General features: G+C 72.5%; 24 protein-coding genes. 13 read left to right on the top strand and 11 right to left on the bottom strand.

Features of this window, described 5'->3' with window-relative positions; all coding sequences use genetic code 11:
• Window positions 1-24 precede the first annotated feature (24 nt).
• From ACRX5S_RS15965 to ACRX5S_RS15950, 4 genes are all read left to right on the top strand, one after another.
• Entirely contained in the window at window positions 25-813 is a 789-nt protein-coding gene (locus ACRX5S_RS15965) for a GntR family transcriptional regulator (protein WP_436773650.1), read from the top strand.
• Between the two features lie 177 nt (window positions 814-990).
• A complete protein-coding gene (gene bioD / locus ACRX5S_RS15960; protein ID WP_436773572.1) occupies window positions 991-1,722 on the top strand; it encodes a dethiobiotin synthase in 732 nt (243 codons plus the stop codon).
• Entirely contained in the window at window positions 1,719-2,768 is a 1,050-nt protein-coding gene (gene bioB / locus ACRX5S_RS15955; RefSeq protein WP_436773571.1) for a biotin synthase BioB, read from the top strand. Before bioD ends, bioB begins: the two co-directional genes overlap by 4 nt.
• 165 nt (window positions 2,769-2,933) lie before the next feature.
• The gene (locus ACRX5S_RS15950; RefSeq protein WP_436773570.1) at window positions 2,934-4,688 is read left to right on the top strand and encodes an acetolactate synthase; all 1,755 of its coding nucleotides are present in this window, start codon (window positions 2,934-2,936) and stop codon (window positions 4,686-4,688) included.
• 38 nt (window positions 4,689-4,726) lie between these two features.
• Here the strand turns inward: ACRX5S_RS15950 and ACRX5S_RS15945 are convergent, their stop codons facing one another.
• On the bottom strand, window positions 4,727-5,134 hold the full coding sequence (locus tag ACRX5S_RS15945; RefSeq protein WP_436773569.1) for a thioesterase family protein: 408 nt from the start codon (window positions 5,132-5,134) through the stop codon (window positions 4,727-4,729).
• A gap of 19 nt (window positions 5,135-5,153) precedes the next feature.
• Here ACRX5S_RS15945 and ACRX5S_RS15940 point away from each other — a divergent pair, with 19 nt between their 5' ends.
• On the top strand, window positions 5,154-5,375 hold the full coding sequence (locus ACRX5S_RS15940) for a hypothetical protein (RefSeq protein WP_436773568.1): 222 nt from the start codon (window positions 5,154-5,156) through the stop codon (window positions 5,373-5,375).
• Window positions 5,376-5,590: 215 nt separating this feature from the next.
• Here ACRX5S_RS15940 and ACRX5S_RS15935 read toward each other — a convergent pair whose 3' ends face one another.
• On the bottom strand, window positions 5,591-5,740 hold the full coding sequence (locus ACRX5S_RS15935) for a biotin/lipoyl-containing protein (protein ID WP_436773567.1): 150 nt from the start codon (window positions 5,738-5,740) through the stop codon (window positions 5,591-5,593).
• A 260-nt stretch (window positions 5,741-6,000) separates the two neighbouring features.
• On the opposite strand from ACRX5S_RS15935, the gene ACRX5S_RS15930 reads away from it, so the two are divergent.
• The 3 genes from ACRX5S_RS15930 (at window position 6,001) to ACRX5S_RS15920 (ending at window position 8,310) form a co-directional block, all read left to right on the top strand.
• Window positions 6,001-6,663, top strand: a complete 663-nt coding sequence (locus ACRX5S_RS15930) for a DUF5317 family protein (RefSeq protein WP_436773566.1) — start codon at window positions 6,001-6,003, stop codon at window positions 6,661-6,663.
• Between the two features lie 124 nt (window positions 6,664-6,787).
• Window positions 6,788-7,318 (top strand): SigE family RNA polymerase sigma factor, encoded by a 531-nt coding sequence (locus ACRX5S_RS15925; RefSeq protein WP_436773565.1) that lies wholly within the window; start codon window positions 6,788-6,790, stop codon window positions 7,316-7,318.
• Between the two features lie 11 nt (window positions 7,319-7,329).
• Window positions 7,330-8,310 carry a hypothetical protein gene (locus tag ACRX5S_RS15920; RefSeq protein WP_436773564.1) on the top strand — a complete coding sequence of 327 codons (981 nt, stop codon included), beginning with the start codon at window positions 7,330-7,332 and terminating at the stop codon, window positions 8,308-8,310.
• Window positions 8,311-8,422: 112 nt separating this feature from the next.
• Here ACRX5S_RS15920 and ACRX5S_RS15915 read toward each other — a convergent pair whose 3' ends face one another.
• The 5 genes from ACRX5S_RS15915 to ACRX5S_RS15895 form a co-directional block, all read right to left on the bottom strand.
• Window positions 8,423-9,163 (bottom strand): HD-GYP domain-containing protein, encoded by a 741-nt coding sequence (locus ACRX5S_RS15915; RefSeq protein ID WP_436773563.1) that lies wholly within the window; start codon window positions 9,161-9,163, stop codon window positions 8,423-8,425.
• Between the two features lie 300 nt (window positions 9,164-9,463).
• Window positions 9,464-9,808, bottom strand: coding sequence for a mycothiol system anti-sigma-R factor (gene rsrA, locus ACRX5S_RS15910; RefSeq protein ID WP_436773562.1), 345 nt, complete (start codon window positions 9,806-9,808; stop codon window positions 9,464-9,466).
• 73 nt (window positions 9,809-9,881) lie between these two features.
• Window positions 9,882-10,601, bottom strand: a complete 720-nt coding sequence (locus ACRX5S_RS15905) for a sigma-70 family RNA polymerase sigma factor (protein ID WP_436773649.1) — start codon at window positions 10,599-10,601, stop codon at window positions 9,882-9,884.
• 146 nt (window positions 10,602-10,747) lie between these two features.
• Window positions 10,748-11,422, bottom strand: a complete 675-nt coding sequence (locus tag ACRX5S_RS15900; protein ID WP_436773648.1) for an alpha/beta hydrolase family protein — start codon at window positions 11,420-11,422, stop codon at window positions 10,748-10,750.
• A gap of 248 nt (window positions 11,423-11,670) precedes the next feature.
• On the bottom strand, window positions 11,671-12,450 hold the full coding sequence (locus tag ACRX5S_RS15895) for an SOS response-associated peptidase (RefSeq protein WP_436773561.1): 780 nt from the start codon (window positions 12,448-12,450) through the stop codon (window positions 11,671-11,673).
• A gap of 82 nt (window positions 12,451-12,532) precedes the next feature.
• On the opposite strand from ACRX5S_RS15895, the gene aroA reads away from it, so the two are divergent.
• Both aroA and rsgA read left to right on the top strand, forming a co-directional pair.
• Window positions 12,533-13,837: a 3-phosphoshikimate 1-carboxyvinyltransferase gene (gene aroA / locus ACRX5S_RS15890; RefSeq protein ID WP_436773560.1), complete on the top strand. Its 1,305-nt coding sequence runs from the start codon at window positions 12,533-12,535 to the stop codon at window positions 13,835-13,837.
• 8 nt (window positions 13,838-13,845) lie between these two features.
• Window positions 13,846-14,895 (top strand): ribosome small subunit-dependent GTPase A, encoded by a 1,050-nt coding sequence (gene rsgA, locus ACRX5S_RS15885; RefSeq protein ID WP_436773559.1) that lies wholly within the window; start codon window positions 13,846-13,848, stop codon window positions 14,893-14,895.
• 62 nt (window positions 14,896-14,957) lie between these two features.
• Here the strand turns inward: rsgA and ACRX5S_RS15880 are convergent, their stop codons facing one another.
• Window positions 14,958-15,476, bottom strand: coding sequence for a DUF2231 domain-containing protein (locus tag ACRX5S_RS15880; RefSeq protein ID WP_436773558.1), 519 nt, complete (start codon window positions 15,474-15,476; stop codon window positions 14,958-14,960).
• A 253-nt stretch (window positions 15,477-15,729) separates the two neighbouring features.
• Here ACRX5S_RS15880 and ACRX5S_RS15875 point away from each other — a divergent pair, with 253 nt between their 5' ends.
• Window positions 15,730-16,581 (top strand): DUF4097 family beta strand repeat-containing protein, encoded by an 852-nt coding sequence (locus ACRX5S_RS15875; RefSeq protein ID WP_436773557.1) that lies wholly within the window; start codon window positions 15,730-15,732, stop codon window positions 16,579-16,581.
• Window positions 16,582-16,633: 52 nt separating this feature from the next.
• Here the strand turns inward: ACRX5S_RS15875 and ACRX5S_RS15870 are convergent, their stop codons facing one another.
• From ACRX5S_RS15870 to ACRX5S_RS15860, 3 genes are all read right to left on the bottom strand, one after another.
• Window positions 16,634-17,329 carry an HAD family hydrolase gene (locus ACRX5S_RS15870; protein WP_436773556.1) on the bottom strand — a complete coding sequence of 232 codons (696 nt, stop codon included), beginning with the start codon at window positions 17,327-17,329 and terminating at the stop codon, window positions 16,634-16,636.
• A gap of 108 nt (window positions 17,330-17,437) precedes the next feature.
• Window positions 17,438-18,547: a ferritin-like domain-containing protein gene (locus tag ACRX5S_RS15865; protein WP_436773555.1), complete on the bottom strand. Its 1,110-nt coding sequence runs from the start codon at window positions 18,545-18,547 to the stop codon at window positions 17,438-17,440.
• Window positions 18,534-19,118, bottom strand: coding sequence for a TetR family transcriptional regulator (locus tag ACRX5S_RS15860; protein WP_436773554.1), 585 nt, complete (start codon window positions 19,116-19,118; stop codon window positions 18,534-18,536). Before ACRX5S_RS15860 ends, ACRX5S_RS15865 begins: the two co-directional genes overlap by 14 nt.
• A gap of 273 nt (window positions 19,119-19,391) precedes the next feature.
• Here ACRX5S_RS15860 and ACRX5S_RS15855 point away from each other — a divergent pair, with 273 nt between their 5' ends.
• Window positions 19,392-20,102 carry a hypothetical protein gene (locus ACRX5S_RS15855; RefSeq protein WP_436773553.1) on the top strand — a complete coding sequence of 237 codons (711 nt, stop codon included), beginning with the start codon at window positions 19,392-19,394 and terminating at the stop codon, window positions 20,100-20,102.
• 246 nt (window positions 20,103-20,348) lie between these two features.
• Window positions 20,349-20,579, top strand: a 231-nt coding sequence (locus ACRX5S_RS15850; RefSeq protein WP_436773552.1) for an inositol monophosphatase family protein, incomplete at its 3' end; no start/stop codon positions are given.

Genomic DNA, 20,579 nt, shown 5'->3' with positions numbered 1-20,579 from the left:
ACGGCGGAACAAGGGGCGACCGCGATGGCGGCGGCGCCGAACGAAGAGGACGCCGGCAACCCGGAGAGCGTGACGGGCGGGGACCCGGCAGCCGAGGGGGCCGCGCGCGAGCCGAAGTACTACCGGCTCAAGAAGCACCTTCAGGAGCTGACCCAGACGCAGCCTCCCGGCACCCCGGTGCCGCCGGAGCGCACCCTGGCCGGGGAGTTCGACATCTCGCGGACCACGGTCCGGCAGGCCCTCCAAGAGCTGGTGATCGAGGGGCGCCTGGAACGCGTCCAGGGGCGCGGCACGTTCGTCGCCAAGCCGAAGGTCGCGCAGAGCCTCCAGCTCACCTCGTACACCGAGGACATGCGGGCCCAGGGTCTGGAGCCCACCTCCCGTCTGATCGACGTCGGCTACGTCTCGGCCGACGACCAGTTGGCCGAACGGCTCGCCATCAAGCCCGGCAACCGGGTGCTGCGCATCGAGCGCCTGCGGCTCGCCAACGCGGAGCCCATGGCCATCGAGACGACGCACCTGTCGACCAAGCGCTTCCCGTCGCTGCGGCGCACGCTTGACCGGTACACGTCGCTGTACACGGCACTCGGCGAGGCGTACGACGTGCACCTGGCCGAGGCGGAGGAGACCATCGAGACCGCCCTCGCCAACCCCCGTGAGGCGGGGCTGCTCTCCACCGACGTCGGCATGCCGCTGCTGCTCCTGTCGCGGCACAGCTTCGACACGTCCGGGGAGCCCGTGGAGTGGGTCCGCTCGGTCTACCGAGGCGACCGCTACAAGTTCGTCGCGCGCTTGCAGCGCCCACAAGGATGACACGCGATCACCGCAAACGGACATAAGTCCTGCTTAAGGGACGATCAAGCCATGTGACGCGTATCACTGGGGGTCGTTCGCGACGCCGGTGCGGGTCGACGCGGGGCCGACCGGCTCCGGGGCACCCGGGCGGGACCTTGGTGCCGGGCACTCCCGCCCGGGACTTAGGCTCTCGACGTGAGCATTCTGGTCGTCTCCGGGACCGACACCGGTGTGGGCAAGACCGTGGTGACCGCCGCCGTCGCCGCGCTGGCCGCGACGCGCGGCTCCTCGGTGGCCGTCGTCAAGGCCGCGCAGACCGGCGTCGCCCCCGACGAGCCGGGCGACCTCGACGACGTCGGGCGGCTCGCGGGCATCACCGACCTGCACGAGTACGCCCGCTTCCCGGACGCCCTGTCGCCCGCCGCCGCGGCCCGTCTGAGCGGCCGCCAGCCGGTCAACCTGTACGAGGTCGTGGCGACCGTGCGCGAACTCGCCGAGACCCGGCGCCTGGTGATCGTCGAGGGCGCCGGCGGCCTGCTGGTCCGGTTCGACGAGGAGGGCACCACGATCGCCGATCTCGCGCACACGCTCGGCGCCCCGGTCCTCGTGGTGGCCCGCCCCGACCTCGGGACGCTCGGCCACACCGCACTGACCCTGGAGGCGATGGCGCACCGCGGCATCGACCTGGCCGGCGTGGTGATCGGCTCCTGGCCCGACACACCCGACCTGGCGATGCGCAGCAACATCCGCGACCTGGAGACCCTGGCGGCCCGCCCGCTCGCCGGTGCCGTCGGTGCCGGGGCCGGTGTGCTGCACCCCGCCGAGTTCCTGGGGGCGGCCCGCGCGGGGCTCGCCCCGGCACTGGGCGGTACCTTCGACCCGGGCGCGTTCCGCGCCGCCCACGATCCAGCGCGAGGTGAACGGTGACGGAAACGCTCGATGTGACGAACCAGGGCGCCCGGGACGGCGGCCCGGCGGACGGCGACATCCTCGCCGTGGCGCGCGAGCAGGTCCTGGAGCAGGGGCGCGGGCTCGACGCGGACCAGGTGCTCCGGGTGCTCGGCCTGCCCGACGAGCGCCTGGAGGAGCTTCTGCAACTCGCCCACGAGGTCCGCATGCGGCACTGCGGCCCCGAGGTCGAGGTCGAGGGCATCGTGTCGGTCAAGACCGGCGGCTGCCCCGAGGACTGCCACTTCTGCTCGCAGTCCGGCCTGTTCCCGTCGCCGGTGCGCGCCGCGTGGCTCGACATCCCGTCGCTGGTCAAGGCCGCCGAGGAGACCGCGGCCACGGGTGCCACCGAGTTCTGCATCGTGGCCGCCGTCCGCGGGCCCGACAAGCGCCTCATGGACCAGATGCGCGAGGGCGTCAAGGCGATCCGCGAGGCCGTCGACATCAACATCGCCGCGTCCCTCGGCATGCTCACCCAGGAGCAGGTCGACGAGCTCGCCGAGATGGGCATCCACCGCTACAACCACAACCTGGAGACCGCCCGCTCCTACTTCCCGAACGTCGTGACGACGCACTCGTGGGAGGAGCGCTGGGACACCCTGCGCATGGTGCGCGCGGCGGGCATGGAGGTGTGCTGCGGCGGCATCGTCGGGATGGGCGAGACCGCCGAGCAGCGCGCCGAGTTCGCGGGGCAGCTGGCCGAGCTGGAGCCGGACGAGGTGCCGCTCAACTTCCTGAACCCGCGTCCCGGCACGCCGTTCGAGGAGCAGACGGTCATCGAGCCGCGCGAGGCGCTGAAGATCATCGGGGCCTTCCGGCTGGCGCTCCCGCGCACGATCCTGCGGTACGCGGGCGGCCGCGAGATCGCCCTCGGCGACCTGGGCACCGAGAAGGGTCTGCTGGGCGGCATCAACGCGGTCATCGTCGGCAACTACCTGACGACGCTGGGCCGCAAGCCGGAATCCGACCTGGAGCTGCTGGCCGACCTCCAGATGCCGGTGAAGGCGCTCAACCAGACGCTGTAGGCGGGGCGGCGCCTCTGGGCAGGCCGCGTTGCGAGGCAAGGGGCGGGTACGAGCGCAACCCTCGTACCCGCCCTGCCCGTTCCGCACGGTCCGCGCCGATCGGGAAAGTCCGAAAGCGTGTCGCAACGTGTCGGCGCGGCTACCGTTCATGTCGGAGGTGTCGGCATGTCGGGCTCGCACGCGCACGACCAGGACCAGCGGCAGGACCAGGACCAGCACCCGGACCAGCACCCGGACCGGACGCGGGATCAGGACCCGCACCGCGCCCCGGGGACGATCGAAGGACACGGCGGCGACCTCGTGGTCGCGGCGCTCCGCGCCCATCGGATCGACACCCTGTTCACACTGTCCGGGGGACACGTGTTCCCGGTCTACGACGGCGCGGTCAAGGCGGCCGAGCCGCTGCGCATCGTCGACGTCCGCCACGAGCAGACCGCCGTCTTCGCCGCGGAGGCGACCGCCAAGCTCACCCGGCGCCCCGGGCTCGCGGTGCTCACCGCGGGCCCCGGGGTGACCAACGGCGTGAGCGCGGTGACCACCGCGCACATGAACGGCTCCCCGCTGCTGGTGATCGGCGGGCGGGCTCCGGCCTTCCGGTGGGGCTCCGGTGCGCTCCAGGAACTCGACCACCCGCCGCTGCTGGCCCCGGTCACCAAGCGCGCCGCGACCGTGCACGAGACGGACCGCATCGCGGCCGAGGTGGCGGACGCCGTGGCCCTGGCCGCCCGGCCGCACCGCGGACCGGTGTTCCTCGACGTGCCCATGGACGTGCTGTTCGACCGCGCCGAGGTGCCCGCTCCGGTCGCCGAGGAGCCGGTGCGGAGCGTCCCCGACCCGGTCGCCGTCGCCACCGCCGCGGGCCTGCTGGCCGAGGCGCAGCGTCCGGTGCTGGTGTTCGGCCAGGACGTGTGGATGGACGGTGCCGAGGAGGCCGCGCGCCGGGCCGCCGAGACGATGGGCGTCCCGGTCGTCGCCAACGGCATGGGCCGCGGCATCCTGCCCAACGGCCACGAACTGCTGGTCACCCGCGCCCGGTCGACCGCGCTCGGCGGGGCGGACCTGGTGGTCGTCATCGGCGCGCCGCTCGACTTCCGGCTCGGATACGGCGTGTTCGGCGGACGCGACGGCGCGCCGCCCGCGCGCGTCGTGCACCTCGTGGACTCCCCTGGCCGGCTCGGCGGGAACGCGCCGGTGGCCGCGTCCGTCTGCGGGGACCTGACGCTGGTGCTGGACGACGTCGTGGAGGCGTGGACGCGCAAGGGCAAGGCGTCGGCGTACCAGCGCTGGTGCGAACACGTGCAGGCTGCGGTGCGCACGGCCGCGCAGTCGGACCGGGCGCTGCTGCGCGGCGCGGGTGACACGATCCACCCGGTGCGGGTGTACGGCGAACTCCTCCGCGTACTCGACGACGACGCCGTGGTGATCGGCGACGGCGGCGACTTCGTGTCGTACGCCGGGAAGTACGTCGAGCCGGCCCGTCCCGGGGGCTGGCTGGACCCCGGCCCGTACGGCTGCCTGGGCACCGGCCTCGGCTACGCAATCGGCGCGCGGCTGGCCCGGCCCGACGCGCAGATCGTGCTGCTGCTCGGCGACGGTGCGGCCGGGTTCTCGCTGATGGACGTGGACACGCTGGTGCGCCACAAGCTGCCGGTCGTCATGGTGGTCGGCAACAACGGCATCTGGGGCCTGGAGAAGCACCCGATGCGCAAGCTGTACGGCTACGACGTCGCGGCCGACCTCGCCCCGGCGACGCGGTACGACGAGGTCGTGCGGGCACTCGGGGGCGCCGGGGAGACGGTGGAGCGGGCGGAGGACATCGGGGCGGCGCTGGGACGGGCGTTCGCGTCGGAGGTGCCGTACCTGGTCAACGTGCTGACGGATCCGGAGGCGGTGTACCCGCGCAGCACCAACGGCGTGTGAGGGAGCCGGACGGTGCGCGCGGGCCGCGCGGACGGCCGCTACGCGTCCGCGGGCGGTACGCGGGCGAGGAACCGCTCGCGGTCCACGATCACGCGCGTGACCTCGCCCTGCCCGACGAGCCGCCGCGCGGAGTCCTCGGCGGCGACGGAGAAGCGGACGAGGCGGCCGTCGGCGTACACGACCTCGGCGCGGACCGTGACGGTTCCGCCGACCGGGGTGGGCAGCAGGTGTTCGAGGGTCACGCGCGTGCCGACCGAGGTGCGGTCGGGGCCGAGCAGGTCGGCGAGCGCGCGCACGGTCGCCCCCTCGGCGAGGGCCAGGAGGCGGGGCGTACCGAGCACCGCGAGGTCGCCGCTGCCGACCGCCGCGGCGGTGTCGGCCTCCGTGACGGTGTGGGTCAGTTCGGCGTGTGTTCCGGGCGACACCGGAATGGGCTGCTGCGGCATGGAGCCGTACTCTACGACCGTGAACACGACCGTGAACGCATCGCCGGGCCCCGCTCCGGCGTCCCTCTACTGCGACCAGTGCGGCGAAGCAGCGTCGGAAGCCGGACACGAAGCCTGCGCACGCCGCCGCGAACTGGAACCGCCCCGCTACTGCGGCAGTTGCCGACGCCGCATGGTCGTCCAGGTGACCCCAAGGGGTTGGACGGCAAAGTGCGTGGAACACGGAGTCCTGACCGCCTGACCGCCTGACGCAGGCTGGTCGCTGAACCACCGCGACACGGGGCAGGGCCCTGCGGGGGCCGCGGCTGCGGCTGCGGCTGCGGCTGCGGCACACACGATCGTCGCGACCAGACCGGCGGTGCAGTGACCGTCTCGGCGTCGCGCGGCGCGTGTGTCGCGCGTTCGGCCCGCGGGCGTTGCGAATCCTGCGTGTGAGGGCGCGTTCGGCGTTCTTCGTCAGGCGATGACCGCGATCAGGTCGCCCTCCGCGACCGTGATCACCTCGACGGTGCCCGGGCCCTCGGTCGGCACCGGGTTCTCCGTCTTCACGGGCTCCAGGATCACGAGCGTCGCCCCCGCACCGACCGCCTCGCCCTCTGCGACCACGATCTTCGCGACATGGCCACCATCTCCGCGTGAACCTCCTCGGACCTCCCGGCGCTTCCTTCGCGTGCTCGTCGGAGGGGACCCGATCCGGCGGTGCGGCCGGTCCGGCGGGCCTACGGGTTCACCGGTGAAGGCTTGTGGTCACGGCACAGGCTCCCTGCCGGAATCCAACCGCGCGGGACGCGTCCCACCGGGTGGTGCGCGCGACAACACGCGCCGAGGATCTTTGTGGAGCGGACGTCCGGAGCCACAATGACCGCGTGGGTCTGGCCGTGCTCGTCCTCGTCCTCGCTCTCGGCGCCGGTGCCCTGCTCGGCGGCCGGGTCTCCGGCCTGTCCCGTCTTCCGGTACGCCATCTCCCGTGGCTCGGCTGCGCGTTCGCGGCCCAGTTGGTCGGGGTGCTGGTCTCGGACCCCACCGTCCACCCGCTCGCGCTGCTGCTGTCGGCCGCGCTGGCCGCCCGTTTCGCGGCCGGGAACCTGCACCTGGTCGGCATCCCGCTCGCCGCCGCGGGACTGCTGCTCAACGCGCTGGTGATCGTGGTCAACGGCGGCATGCCGCTGTCCGAGCACGCCGCCGCGCGCGCCGGAGTGCCGCCGGACGCGGCCGCGGCGGCCGGGCGCGTGGTCGCCGGGCCGGACACCCGGCTGGACGCGCTCGGCGAGTCGATTCCCGTCCCCCTCCCGGTACTTCCCGAGGTGGACAGCCCCGGCGACATCCTCGTGGCGGCCGGCGTCGGGCTGCTCGTCGTCGGCGGCATGCTGCGCGACCGCGGTACGCCGCCCCTTGCGGGGCTGCGCAACAGCGCTCGGCGGCGCGTACCCGGCCCCGGGCAACCGGACACCGCGCCGACCGCCGCGCCGCTCCGGTCATCGGCCGCGCCCGAGCCCGCCGCCGAACCCCTCGCGGCCGCCGGCGAATAAACCCGCCGCGCCACCACGACCGAACACGTTCGACTTACCTGCCGCGCGACGCAACCGAACCCGTGTTCCCGCTCTCTTTCGAAATGAGGGCCTTCCGGCCGGGGGCCCCTGAGGGGGTGTGGCGTTGGCGGGACACGACGATGCCCTGCGCGAGTTCATCGCGGCCCGGCGCGGCCCGCTCCTGCGGAGCGCGTTCCTGCTGTGCGGCGATGTCCACGAGGCGGAGGACCTGGTGCAGTCGACCCTGGTCAAGGTGGTGCTGGCGGGACGCCGCCTGGACCGGATCGACAACATCGAGGCGTACACGCGCAGGACCCTGATGAGTGTGTTCATCTCGTCGCGACGGCGCCTGTGGCGCCGCGAACACCCGCACGCCGCACCACCCGACACCACCGAGGCCGCACACGGCGACCTCGACATGAGCCTCGCGGTACGCACGGCTCTCGCCGAGGTCCCGCCTCGGCAGCGCGCCGTTCTCGTACTGCGCTACTGGGAAGACCTGAGCGTCGAGGAAACGGCGCAAATCCTGGGGGTCAGCACGGGGACGGTCAAGAGCCAGAGCGCACGCGGCCTGGCGACCCTGCGGTCCGCACTCGGCGACGCGCTGCCGGACGCCGCGGACCGGCTCACCGACGCCGAGGAGGCCCGGCTTTGAAGGACATGCGCGTGCGGGAGCTCCTGGGGCTGGCCGCCCAGGGCATCGAAGTGCCGGACGATCCGGTGGTCGACGACATCATGCGGAAGGCCGACCGCATTCGGCGGCGGCGCAGGATCATGCTGGCCGCGGGATCGGCCGCGGCCGTCGTCGCCGTGGGGGTCGGCACCGCGCTTCTACCGCAGCCGGGCGTGGGCGCGCCGCGCGGCGACATCGCGGGGAGCGCGCCCGCGACGCCGCCGGGCACCGAGCCCGCGACGTCCGCGCCGCCGCCCACCGCGGAACCGACCGGCTCCGCGACGTCCTCCGCACCCGGCAACCGGCCGCGTCCGTCGTCCCCGGCCCCACCGTCCTCGTCCGCCGCGACCAGCCCGACCCGGACCGCCACGACGACGCCGACCACGCGGGCGCCCAGCACGAGCGCGCCGACCAAATCGTCCGGGGGCCCGACGATGTCGGCCGCAGCGGGCAAGGGTGCGCTGGAATTCGTGAAGAGCAAGCTGCCGTCCGGGATCGGGACCGTCACCAAGGAGGCGGACACCGCCACGCCGTCGTACACCAGGAACCCGCTGTCCGGGCGCTACCTGGTCACCAAGAACGGACGCATGGGCTGGATCGACATCACCGTGTACGACCCGAAGGTCAACCCCGACCAGCCCCGCCAGACGGTGGAGCAGGTGGCCGCGCACAACTACTGCGCCGACAACGGCGTGACCGCGCCCAACACGAACTGCGCCTCGAACGGGGAGACCGACGGCGGGATCTTCAAGACCTGGCGCGGGCCGGGCAACCAGCAGGAGCCCGGGGCCGGGCACGTGTCGGGGCCCTCGTACCACGCGCTGCTGTACTACCCGGACGGGCGCGGCCTGGAGATCACCGCGGCGGCCGGGGTCACCGGCTCGGACGCGTACCCGCCGGCGATGGACGCGCCGCCCATCACCGCGGCGCAGCTCACCGAGCTGATCGGCGGCTCCGGCTGGTTCAGGGCCTGACCGCGGCATGACGGCGGCCTGACCGCCGCCTGGCGGCAGACGCCCGATCGGGTTACGCGGGCCACCCCAGGTCGGCTCAGCTCACCGCAAGCTCAACGCAATCGACCGCAGCTCAGCGTGGATCCCCGCGCTCCGCGGCCAGCGCCCCGGCGACGCTGTGCGTGTCCCCGAACCCCAGGCGCGGCACCGGCAGCGGCGACGACCCGTGCGGAACGGGCGTCGGCTGCTCGGCGAGCGGCCACCCGTGCCGCCGCAGCGCGGTCTCCAGCGCCGCGACCATGCGCGGGTCGAACTGCGCGCCGCTGCACCGGTGCAGCTCGGCGAGCGCCGCCTCGATGGGCCGCGACCTGCGGTACGACCGCGTCGAGGTCATGGCGTCGAACGCGTCGGCGACCGCGATGATGCGGGCGAACTCCGGGATGGCGTCGCCCCGGAGGCCCGACGGATACCCGCGCCCGTCCATGCGTTCGTGGTGGTGCAGGATGCCGTACCGGCCCTCGCCCAGGAAGTCGAGGTCGCGGACGAGGTCGGCGCCGCACTGCGGGTGCCGCTGGATCGTCTCGCGCTCGTCGGCGTCGAGCGGGCCGGACTTCGTGAGCAGCCGGGTCGGCACGCCGAGCTTGCCCACGTCGTGCAGCAGCGCCGCGTACCGCAGCAGAGTGACGCGCTGCTTGGGCATGCCCATCTGACGGGCGATCAACACCGCGGCGTACGCCACGCGTTCGCTGTGCGCGCGGGTGTAGCCGTCCTTGACCTCGACGGCCCGCAGCAGACTGCGCACCGACGCGTCGCGGGCGGCCTCGCCGCGCACCCGCGCCAGGTTCCGGCGCAGGTAGAACAAGGCCGCGGACACCACCACGGCACCCTGGACTGCGATCCCGAAGCCGGCCCCCGCGCCCCGGACGGACCGTCCGGGTGGGGTATTCGGCAGCGTTCCCATGCGACTGCCTCCTCGGCTCCGGTCGCGAATTCAACCGCCAACCGAGGATAGGACGGGCTAAGGGCGCTGAGCGCCTTCTGTCCGGTTTACTCCGTCCAGAGTCGCCGGATTAACCCGAACGGGGGGCGCGCAATAGGCCATTCGTCGCATCATGCGCCCCTGTGCGCCGCACACGCCGCAGGTGCGCCGGGACCGGCGCGGCCCACCCGGGCACTACGCGCCGGGGCGCTCCCCGTCGACGACGAACTGGTCGACGGTCACCTGCTCGACGACGACCTGCGAGCCGTCCGCGTCGGTGTCGACCTGGACCTTGACCTCGCGGATCCGGGCCAGCACCTTGCTGCGGAGGTCCACGGGCACGTCGTCGCAGCCGCAGCAGCGCTGGACGAGCGCCTTGACGTGCTGCTCCAACCCGTACTTCTCCAGGCAGGGGGAGCACTCGTCCAGGTGCGTGCGGATGTCCCCGCAGTCCGCGTCGGCCAGCTCGTTGTCGATGTACTCGTACAAGCGGCCGAGGATCTCCGAGCAGTCCACTTCGTGGTGGTCGCCGCAGCTCATGCCCGTACCTCGCTTCGCCCGGCAAGGCGTTCGCCCAAAGCGTCCAGCGGTTTGACTCGCGCGCCGCGCTCGCTCATGAGACCGAATCCTTCCGACCCGAACCGGCCGGAACCAGCCCGCGCTCACGGGCGTAGTCCTCCAGCAGGGTGCGCAACTGGCGGCGTCCGCGGTGGAGCCGGGACATCACCGTACCGATGGGGGTCCCCATGATGTCCGCGATCTCCTTGTACGGGAATCCCTCCACGTCCGCGAGGTACACCGCGATGCGGAATTCCTCCGGAATGGCCTGGAGGGCCTCCTTCACGTCGGAGTCCGGCAGCCGGTCGAGGGCCTGGGCCTCCGCCGAGCGCAGACCGGTCGACATGTGCGACTCGGCGCGCGCGAGCTGCCAGTCCTCGATCTCCTCGGTGGCGCTCTGCTGGGGCTCCCGCTGCTTCTTGCGGTAGCTGTTGATGAACGTGTTGGTGAGGATCCGGTAGAGCCAGGCTTTGAGGTTGGTGCCCTCGCGGAACTGGTGGAACGACCCGTACGCCTTCGCGAACGTCTCCTGGACGAGGTCCTCGGCGTCCGCGGGGTTGCGCGTCATCCGCAGCGCGGCCGAGTACAACTGATCCAAAAACGGCAGCGCGTCGCGCTCGAACCGCGCGTCCCGCTGCTCCAGGGTCTCTGTCTCCGCTACGGGACCCACCTCCTCAACCTGCCGATCCTCGCGGACCACAACGGACCCGCCCGACGACGACGATATCGGTCGACGGCGATCACCGCCCGGCACCCACTCCGCCCACTTCAACATGGACGTGTCGGCTCCGGCCTCGGTACGGCCGACCGAGGGCGTGGCAGTGAGCATGAAGTGCCTCCCGCAGGTCGAGGATGTACCGGCTGCAACACGGGGTGCGACCAGATCATTCCCGGCCCGGACGGGGCCGCCGCGGCGTCACCTCAGGCGAACAACGAGGTCAGCCAGTCCCCGACCGTCCCGGTGATGACCGCAAGTGTCTCCTCCTGCGTCACCGGGGCGGTCTTGCCGACCGAGAAGCCGTGGTCGGCGTACGGCACCGGGGTGAGCTGCGAGTGCTCCCCCGGCTCGGGGAACTCCGCGGGGCCGCCGAACGGGTCGCGCTCTCCTTGCAGGACCAGCGTCGGCACACCCGCGCCCGACAACTCCTCGGCCCGCGACGACTTCGGCTTGCCGGGCGGATGCAGTGGAAATGCGAGGGCCACCACCCCGGCGGCGCCGGTCGCCGACGCGGTACGGCAGGCCACACGCGCGCCGGCGCTCCGCCCCGACGCGACGAACGGCAGCCCGTCCATGTCCGCGCCCAACGCCTCGACGGCGGGGACCCAGCCCTCGTCCAACTTCTTCGGCGCCGGCGCGAGCTTCTTGCCGGCCACCCGCCACGGCTGCTCGATCAGCGCCACGGTGATCCCGAGTGCGGGCAACGCGGCCGCCAGGGCGACCAGATCCCTGGCCTCGATCCCACCTCCGGCCCCGTGCCCCGCGAGACACCATCCCCGCACCTCCCCCGCTGCGGGATAGATGGAAGCCCTCGCATCCCCGGAGGGCGTGGGAAGGAGCCGCGTCGCGGGAACACCGGAGGCCTCGGCCGAAAGCATCGTCACCCCAAGATCGTTGCCCACCCCCACCCCAACCGCCACCCGCCACGCGGCACACCCCCTCCGAAGGACCTGCGGGTCCGCACCCACACCGTGCGACGGCGGCGCGGCCGGGCGTCGGGGTGGTTCGCAGGTGTGCGCTCGGCTGAACCGTGGTGCGGCGTCCCGTTGCGGTGGTTCGCAGGTGTGTGCGCTCGGCTCACGCGTGGTGCGGCGTCCGGGTGGCGGGTGGCGGGTGGCGAGTAGCGTCAGAACAGCGTCGCGTCGGCTTGGACTTCTTCCGGGGGGAGGGGGTCGGTGAGATGCGGGGCGTTGTTCTTCACGCTGTTGACTTCTATGGAGACCGGGTAGGCCACCATGTGGCCGGGGGCGGGTGGGGCCAGCAGGGCTCGGGTTTCGTCGGTGTTGGTGACGGTGGGGTCGAGCCAGGCGGCCCAGCGGTCCTTTTCGAGGACCAGGGGCATGCGGGGGTGGATGCGGGCCAGTTCGGGTTCCGCGTCGGTGGTGATGATGGTGCAGGTCCACAGCCACGCGAGGGGGTCGTCGTCCGGGCGGGTGCGGTCGCGCCACCACTCGTAGAGGCCCGCGAAGGCGATCGGTGAGTCGTCGGCGGGGTGGATCCAGAACGGCTGCTTGCGGGACTTGCCCTTGGGGCCGTCCGGCGCGGTCTCCGGGGTGTACCACTCGTAATAGCCGTCGGCCGGCAGGAGGCAGCGGCGGGAGGCGAAGGCCTTGCGGTACGCCGGCTTCTCGAACACGGTCTCGGACCGCGCGTTGATCATCTTCGCGCCCGTGTCCGGCGACTTCGCCCACGACGGTACGAGGCCCCACCGCAGCGTCCGGAGCTGCCGCACCGGCGGACCGTCCCGTTCCGCCGAGCGTTCGAGCACCGCGTAGACCTGTTTGGTCGGCGCGATGTTCCAGTCCGGAGGCAGCGCGTCTTCCCGGACGTCGTCTTTGATCTTCTCGATCTCGAACAGCTCGATCAGGTCGTCGGGCTGTTGCGTGGAGGCATACCGACCGCACATGCGCTCTACCCTCGCACGTCCGGCCTACAAGCGGGGAAATCCCCGGCAGTGGGCCGCGGACCCCCGTATAGGCTGGTTCCCCATGACGCCTCCGCTCTGGCCCGCCCCCGTCGCGTCCGCTCCCGTGGACGCGGTCGTCGCGCTGCCCGGCTCCAAGTCGGTGACCAACCGCGCGCTCGTCCTCGCGGCCCTCGCGGACGGTCCCGGCTATGTGCGGCGTCCGCTGCGCAGCCGCGACACCACGCTGATGGCGGCCGGGCTGCGGGCGATGGGCGTCGCGGTCGAGGACACCGCCGAAGGCGACTGGCACGTGGTGCCCGCCCCGCTGCGCGGCCCCGCCCGTGTGGACGTCGGCAATGCCGGAACGGTTATGCGCTTCATGCCGCCGCTCTCCGCACTGGCCGAGGGTCCGATCCGTTTCGAGGGCGACCCGCGCGCGTACGAGCGCCCGCTCGACGCCGTCATCCTCGCGCTGCGCGAGCTCGGCGCGGACATCGACGACGGCGGCGCCGGACGCCTGCCGATGACCGTGCGCGGCACCGGCGCGGTACGCGGCGGCATCGTTGAGATCGACGCGTCCTCGTCCTCGCAGTTCGTCAGCGCGCTGCTGCTGTCCGGCGCGCGCTTCGCGAACGGGGTCGAGGTCCGCCACGTCGGCACCTCGGTACCCTCGATGCCGCACATCGAGATGACCGTCGCCATGCTGCGCGCCGCGGGCGCCCGCGTGGACGACTCGGAGCCGGACGTATGGCGCGTGGCCCCCGGCCCGCTCGCCGCCCGCGACATGGTGGTCGAGCCCGACTTGTCGAACGCCGCCCCCTTCATCGCCGCCGCGCTCGTCGTGGGCGGCACCGTGACCATCCGCGACTGGCCCCGCGAGACGACGCAGCCGGGCGACTGGCTGCGCGACCTGTTCACGCGCATGGGCGGCGCGTGCGAGTTCACCGACGAGGGCCTGCGCTTCACCGGCACAGGCGAGGTGCACGGCATCACCGCCGACCTGCACGACGTCGGCGAGCTGACCCCGACGATCGCGGCAGTCGCCGCGCTGGCGGACTCGCCGTCCACGCTCACCGGCATCGCACACCTGCGCCTGCACGAGACCGACCGGTTGGCGGCGCTCGCCAAGGAGGTCAACGGCCTCGGCGGCGACGTCACGGACACCGCCGACGGCCTGGAGATCCGCCCGCGCCCGCTGCACGCCGGGGCGTTCCAGACGTACGACGACCACCGCATCGCCACCGCCGCGGCCGTGATCGGGCTCGTCGTGCCCGGGATCGAGGTGGAGAACATCGCGACGACCGCCAAGACCCTGCCGGACTTCCCGCTGCTCTGGTCCGGCCTTCTGGGCCAGGCCGCCGGCCCGGACGCGGCGACGGCGAGCTGACCGCGGCCATGGCGAACACCCGGTCGACGCGCCGCAACGACTTCGACGAGGACGACGTCCGCATCCGTCCCTCCCGACGCGGCTCGCGGCCGAGGACCCGCACTCGGCCCAAGCACGAGGACGCCGAGACCGGCCGGGTGCTGACCGTCGACCGGGGCCGCTACACCTGCCTGGTCGACGAGGACACGCGTCGCGAGCACGAGGTCACCGCCATGAAGGCCCGCGAACTGGGCCGCAAGGGCGTGGTGATCGGCGACCGGGTCGCGATCGTCGGCGACGTCAGCGGCGACAAGGGTGCGCTGGCCCGCATCGTGCGGGTGGAGGAGCGCCGCTCGGTGCTGCGCCGGACCGCGGACGACGACGACCCGTACGAGCGCATCATCGTGGCCAACGCCGACCAGCTCGCCATCGTGACCGCCCTGGCCGACCCCGAGCCGCGCCCCCGGCTCATCGACCGCTGCCTGGTCGCCGCCTACGACGCGGGCATGCAGCCGCTGCTGGTGCTGACCAAGGCCGACCTGGTCCCGCCGGAGTCGTTGTTGGAGCTGTACGGGGCGCTCGGCGTGCCGTACGTCGTCACGCGCGGCGGCGACGCGTACGACGACTGGGACCTCGACCCGATCCGCGCCCAACTCGCCGGGCTCACCACCGTCTTCGTCGGCCACTCGGGGGTCGGCAAGACCACGCTCGTCAATGCCCTGGTGCCGGAGCGGCAGCGGGCCACCGGCCACGTCAACGTGGTGACCGGCCGCGGACGGCACACCACCACGTCGGCGCTGACCCTGCGGCTGCCGCCGTACGGCGAGGACCGCGAGTCCGGATGGGTGGTGGACACCCCGGGCGTGCGCTCGTTCGGCCTCAACCACGTCGACCTGGGCCGCATCATCCACGCGTTCCCCGACCTGGAGCCGGGCACCGCGGACTGCCCGCGCAACTGCTCGCACGACGAGCCGGACTGCGCGCTGGACGCGTGGGTCGCGGACGGCCACGCCGACCCCGCGCGCCTGGCCTCGCTGCGGCGTCTTCTAGCGACCCGGGAGCAGGCCGAGGGCGACTGACCGGGCCGGCCGGGCTGCAAGTCCGACCTCAGCGCGACCCCGACGTCAGCGCGACCCCGACGTCAGCGCGGAGCCGACACCGCGGCCCGGGCGTCCACCGAGCCCTTCCACACCGCCTCCGAACCGGCGTGGCCGACCAGGACGACCTGCACGGTCGCAAGGACGGCCGCCGCGACCGCGAGGACCCCGACGACCGGCACGACCACCGGCGGCAGCGGCTTCGGCGTCGAGGCGCTCTGCGCGACCCGGCGGGCCACCAGCACGAGGATGAGCGACACCGCGAACAGCGCGACGGCGTACCAGATCATGTCCTCGCCGCGCGAGACGTGGGTGCGCAGGTCGGGCGACCGGTTGGCGGGGTCCGGGTAGCGGCGCTCGACGAACTCCTGGCCGCTCTCCTTGGTCACGTAGACGACGGCGAGGATCAGCGCGTTGAGGCCGACGACCCACCAGCCCAGGCGCGGCAGCCACTGCGGCCGGACGGCCACCGCCACCGTCGCCAGCGCCGCGACCGGCACGCCGATCACGGCCGCGTGCAGCACCAGGACGTGGACCGGCAGGCCCGACACCGTGTCGAACATGGGTGTTCGCTCCTTCGGCGGATGGCCGGGGCGGTCCCGGCACCGATCTGCACGTGCGGGAGACTTCCCCGGTTCGACGATCCGCGAACTATCGGGCGAGCCGTACGGGTGGGGCCGGGGGTAGGGCTGTCCCTACCCCGTTTCGGGGAGAGCACCGGATGCCGTCGGGGCCGCGCCGGCTCCTAGTGTCGGGGTACCGGCTCGAACCACGCCGAACCGGGCCGCACGCACCGCCACTGCCCAAGGAGTCCCCATGCCGAGCGCCGCGCGCGTCACCCTCTTCACCGTCGGCGGTGCGGTGCTGGCCTTCGGTGTCGGCTCGGTGGCGATCACCGGGCTGGTCCTGCTGTCGAGCCACGACGTGAAGGCGAACGAGCGGTTCGAGTTCGCGGGCGACCACCTCACCATCACGAGCGACGGCGGCGGCGTGCACCTGCGGACCGGCGCCGCGGGGGTGGTTGCCGTGGACCGCACGGTCACGGAGAGCATCTGGGGCGCGGACCCCGAGTGGGACCTCGACCAGTCCGAGAGCAAGCTGCGGCTCGACACCAACTGTCCGGTGATGTACAGCGTGAACTGCGACGGCGACTACAAGGTCACCATCCCGGCCGAGGTCAAAAGCGTGACGGTGCGCAACAGCAACGGGTCGGTGACCGTCGACGAGATGCAGGTGGACGCGTTCGACCTGGAGAGCGACAACGGCTCGATCAAGGTCCGCGACTCCTCGGTCACCGGCCTGCTCAAGATGTCCAGCGACAACGGCTCGATCAACGTCGACCGGTCGCTCGCGGACCGCATCGACGCCTCGTCCGACAACGGCAGCATGAAGCTGACGCTGCGGAACGAGCCGTCGGCGGTGAAGGCGTCCTCGGACAACGGGAGCCTGCGCCTGACGCTGCCGACCGGCGACCGCAACTACAAGCTGACGGCCGATTCCGACAACGGGTCGAAGAACGTCCAGGACTTCGAGAACCAATTGGCGGTGCCGGACTCCCCGTACACGATCAACCTGTCGTCCGACAACGGTTCGCTGCGCGGCTACATCGTCCCGGACCAAGCGGCCCCGTGGCCGCCCGCGGGCGGGGCGGCCGTTCCGGCGCCGTAACGTCGGAAGGAGTCCCCGGTCAGGTCGGGGTCAGGTCGGGGTCAGGCCGGGGTCAGGCCCCGGCCCCGCGTACGCCCAGCTCGTCGATATGGGTGAGCAGATCCCCGGGCTCCTCGTAGACGCGGAACGCCTGGGCGCGCTGGAGCTCCTCCTCGCCGTAGCCGCCGGACAGCAGGCCGACGCCGAGCGAACCGGCACGGCGTGCGGCCAGCAGGTCCCAGATGCTGTCGCCGACCACGACGCAGTCGCGCGGATCGACGCCGAGCTTGGCGGCCCCGGCCAGGAACAGGTCGGGGTCGGGCTTGGCGCGCGCCACCTCGTCGCGGGTGACCATCGGCAGGTCGGCGGGCGCGCCCAGCTTGGCGAGCATGGGTTCGGCGCCCGAGCGGCGGCCGCTGGTGGCGATCGTCCACTTGATGCCGGCGTCGGTCAGGTAGCGCAGCAGCTCGGGCGCGCCCGGCAGCGGCTGGACCTCCGCCACCCGGGCGGCATAACGCCGCCCGTGCGCGTCCTGGAGCCGCTCGACCTCGTCCGGGCTGAGCGCGATGCCGGTCTCGCGCTGCACGCCCCGCACGAACAACCCGCCGCTCATGCCGATCTTGCGGTGGATCCGCCAGGTCGCGAGCTTGATCCCGGCCTCGGCCAGGGCCTCCTGCCACGAGATGACGTGCTGGTAGACGCTGTCGACGAGGGTTCCGTCGAGGTCGAAGACAAATGCGGGCGAAGGCGGACGGACGAGATCGCTCATGCCGCCACCTCGCTACGCTCGGCGGCCGCATTCGCGATACGCATCCCCCTGTTGATTCGCTCGCTTCGCTCGCTCATGCCGCCAATCTATGCCCCGCGCACGCGGCGGCTACTGCTCCACGCCGAGCCGGACCATCGCGTCGATCTCGTCCGCCCGGGCCTTCTCCTCGGCGGCGAACCGGCGCTTGCGGTCCAGCTCCTCGGCGGTGTCCTCGTCGGACCGCATCAGCACCTCGACATCCGTGCCGGCCAGGTCGAGGACGCCCATGTCCTCGAACGCCGCCCGCACCTTCGGCCCCCACAGCCCGATGTCCTTGATCGTCGGCGCGATACGGCTGAAGAGCAACTTGCGGAAACCGGCCAGGTATTCGGAGTTGGCGGTGGCCTCGGTGGCCTCCGCCTTGTCGATGTCGAAGTTCTCCCAGACCTCTTCGCCGCGCAGCCGGTTGCGCATCAGGTAGCAGCCGTGGACGACGAATTCCTCGCGCTCGGCAAGCTCCGCGTCGCTCAGCTCGCGGTAGTAGTCGCGCAGCGCGAGACGACCGAAGGCGACGTGCCGGGCCTCGTCCTGCATGACATACGCGAGGATCTGCTTGGGCAGTTCGACCGGCGTGAGGTCGCGCAGCATGCCGAACGCCGCCAGGGCCAGGCCCTCGATCAGGACCTGCATGCCGAGGTAGGGCATGTCCCAGCGGGAGTCCGAGAGGGTGTCGTCCAGAAGTTCCTTGAGCTGCGGGTTGATCGGGTAGTAGAGGCCGACCTTCTCCTTCAGGAAGCGCGCGTACGTCTCCGCGTGCCGGGCCTCGTCCATGACCTGTGTCGCGGCGTAGAACTTGGAGTCGAGGTCGGGCACCGACTCCGCGATGCGCGCGCTGCACACCAGGGCACCCTGCTCGCCGTGCAGGAACTGGCTGAACTGCCAGGCGATGCTGTGACGGCCGAGCTCGTCCCGCTCCTTCTGCGACATGCGGTTCCAGCTCGGGGTGCCGTAGAGCGCGTGGGTCTCCTCGGGGAGGCCGAGCGGCTTCACGGGGTCGACGGGGAGGCTCCAGTCGATGCGCTTGGCCGCGTCCCACTGCTTGTCCTTGCCCTTGGCGTACAGCGCGAGAAGCCGCTCGCGGCCCTCGTCGTACTCCCAGTTGAAGCGCGCGGCGCCGGAGGCGGGGACCTCCCAGACGGTCATTTCGGCCGGGAGGGCGTACAGGTCAAAGGTCGACACGAGCGGACTCCTTGCGGTCGGAGGGGGTGGCGAGCAGCCGTCTGACCAGCAGCGCTATGTGGTCGGCGGTCACGTCGACCGCTTCGGTGGGCACGACCAGGTGGGAAACCGTGAGGCGGACGGCCAGTTCGGCCACCCAGGCCACCTCGGCGGGGTCGAGGTGCGGCCAGCGTTCGAGGATCACCGCCGCGGCGTTGTCGCGGAACAGCGCGAGGAGCCCGGCCGAGCGGGTGGTCAGCGTGGGCAGCAGTCCGGCCGACTCGTCGGTGAGCGCGGCCTTCACCAGCAGGTTGTGGCGTGCCTCGGTCAGCGCCCAGACGGTGCCGGCCCGGACGCAATCCCCGGCGTCCCCGGGGGAGTTGCGGCACACCTCGGCGGTCCCGGCCAGGAAGCGCTCGGCCTCGCGGTGGGCCAGTGCTTGGGCCAGCGCGTCCTTGTTCCCGAACTCGTTGTAGAGGGTCTGGCGCGACACGCCGGCCGCGGCGGCCACGTCGGCCATGCGCGTGGTGGCCCACGCACCGGCGACGGCGGCGTCGCGGGCGGCGTCGAGAAGAGCTTCGCGTACGGACAACGGGGGCTCCCGATGGTCCCGAGCTTTACACCGATGGCTCCTGTGTCAAATCAGGATCACCCGGTGTCCGGGGCCCGTCAAGGGCGTCGCGGCAGGCGGCGTATGCGGGGCCGGCGGGCGCCCATTCGTGATTCTCTTTCGCGGCGTCCGGCACGCCTCGTACGCTTCGGGTGCACAGGGACGGCGGCGCCGGTCGCGCGGGGTATCCGCGCCTACGGCCGCGCCGTTCGCGGGAACGGAGCCACCGGTTTTGGTGGAGGTTCGGGAGCCGGAATGGCAGTGTTCGGCGTCGGGCGGGGCAGAGCGCGCGACAAGGAGGCGGTCCCCGGGCCCGTGGTGCTCGCACCGCGCCGGAGCCTGGACGGCTGGACGCTCGACGGGACGCCGCTCGCGTTCCGGTTCGGGCGCGAGGAGTTGCGCGAGCTCGCGACGCTCATGCATGGGGTGAGTGCGGGGATGGAGACCCCGTACACCTACGAGCGGGCCGCCGACCTGCTCGAAAAGGGCGGCGAACGCCCGCAGGCACTCGCGGTGCTGGACGCGTACTTCACGCTGCCGCCGCATATACGCGACGCCAACCCGTCCGAGACCCGCACACTCGGCCGCCGCCGCCAACGCCTCCGCAAACGCCTCGGCACCCCACCCCCGGACGCCCCGGCGCCGGACTTCGAACCACCCGGCGAACAGTTGGCCCTCCCCGCCGCCCCCGAACCGGCACGCGCACCGGTACCGGTACCGGTACCGGTACCGGAGTTCACCCGCGGCATCCTCACCCCGGAACCAGATGTCGCCCCCAAGCCAGAACTCCCGGCACGCGACGAGCCTTCGGCCGCAGAAGAGCCATCCCCGCCCATACCCCCCAAGCCCACAGCCCCACCCCCGACGCCCCCTCCCTCCGTCGGCCCCCCGCCCGCAGCCCCGGTGATCCCGCCCCGCCCCACCCGCCCGGCGACCCCCACGGCGCCCCCGGAAGGACGGCGCTGAGCAGCGAACGGGAAGCAATCGGGGTCGCGCGCTGAATGCCGGTGCGGCCGAAACCGACCGGCTCCGCCCGACCCCATCTCCCCCGACCGGGCCCCGCCCATCGCGTCCACACCGCGCCCCGCCCCTGCGACCCCACGGCACCGCCGGAACATCGGCGCTGCACTTGTCGGAAAGACGTGGCCGCAGTGGGTGGTCGGCTGATTGTCGCGTGGCAGGGGCGGTGTCCGAGGGGCTAGTGTTCGCGGCATGCCCGGCTACGACGACGATCTGCGTTTTGCCCACGTTCTCGCGGACGCCGCGGACGCGACCACGCTTGACCGGTTCAAGTCGCTGGACCTGAAGGTCGAGACGAAGCCGGACATGACGCCGGTCAGCGACGCGGACAAAGCCGCCGAGGAGCTGATCCGCGCGCAACTGGGCCGTGCGCGGCCGCGCGACGCGGTGTTGGGCGAGGAGTACGGCGCGACCGGGCACGGC

This window comes from Yinghuangia sp. YIM S09857, assembly GCF_051388915.1.
Classification (GTDB): Bacteria; Actinomycetota; Actinomycetes; order Streptomycetales; family Streptomycetaceae; genus Yinghuangia.
This window is presented reverse-complemented; position numbering and strand designations above follow the sequence as displayed.

Excerpts from the sequence above, each read along its gene's own strand:
- ACRX5S_RS15965 (WP_436773650.1), top strand. The coding sequence starts at position 25 with ATGGCGGCGGCGCCGAACGAAGAGGACGCCGGCAACCCGGAGAGCGTG.
- ACRX5S_RS15950 (WP_436773570.1), top strand. The coding sequence starts at position 2,934 with ATGTCGGGCTCGCACGCGCACGACCAGGACCAGCGGCAGGACCAGGAC.
- ACRX5S_RS15945 (WP_436773569.1), bottom strand. The coding sequence starts at position 5,134 with ATGCCGCAGCAGCCCATTCCGGTGTCGCCCGGAACACACGCCGAACTG.
- rsrA (WP_436773562.1), bottom strand. The coding sequence starts at position 9,808 with ATGAGCTGCGGCGACCACCACGAAGTGGACTGCTCGGAGATCCTCGGC.
- ACRX5S_RS15905 (WP_436773649.1), bottom strand. The coding sequence starts at position 10,601 with ATGTTGAAGTGGGCGGAGTGGGTGCCGGGCGGTGATCGCCGTCGACCG.
- ACRX5S_RS15900 (WP_436773648.1), bottom strand. The coding sequence starts at position 11,422 with ATGCTTTCGGCCGAGGCCTCCGGTGTTCCCGCGACGCGGCTCCTTCCC.
- ACRX5S_RS15895 (WP_436773561.1), bottom strand. The coding sequence starts at position 12,450 with ATGTGCGGTCGGTATGCCTCCACGCAACAGCCCGACGACCTGATCGAG.
- aroA (WP_436773560.1), top strand. The coding sequence starts at position 12,533 with ATGACGCCTCCGCTCTGGCCCGCCCCCGTCGCGTCCGCTCCCGTGGAC.
- rsgA (WP_436773559.1), top strand. The coding sequence starts at position 13,846 with ATGGCGAACACCCGGTCGACGCGCCGCAACGACTTCGACGAGGACGAC.
- ACRX5S_RS15880 (WP_436773558.1), bottom strand. The coding sequence starts at position 15,476 with ATGTTCGACACGGTGTCGGGCCTGCCGGTCCACGTCCTGGTGCTGCAC.
- ACRX5S_RS15875 (WP_436773557.1), top strand. The coding sequence starts at position 15,730 with ATGCCGAGCGCCGCGCGCGTCACCCTCTTCACCGTCGGCGGTGCGGTG.
- ACRX5S_RS15870 (WP_436773556.1), bottom strand. The coding sequence starts at position 17,329 with ATGAGCGATCTCGTCCGTCCGCCTTCGCCCGCATTTGTCTTCGACCTC.
- ACRX5S_RS15855 (WP_436773553.1), top strand. The coding sequence starts at position 19,392 with ATGGCAGTGTTCGGCGTCGGGCGGGGCAGAGCGCGCGACAAGGAGGCG.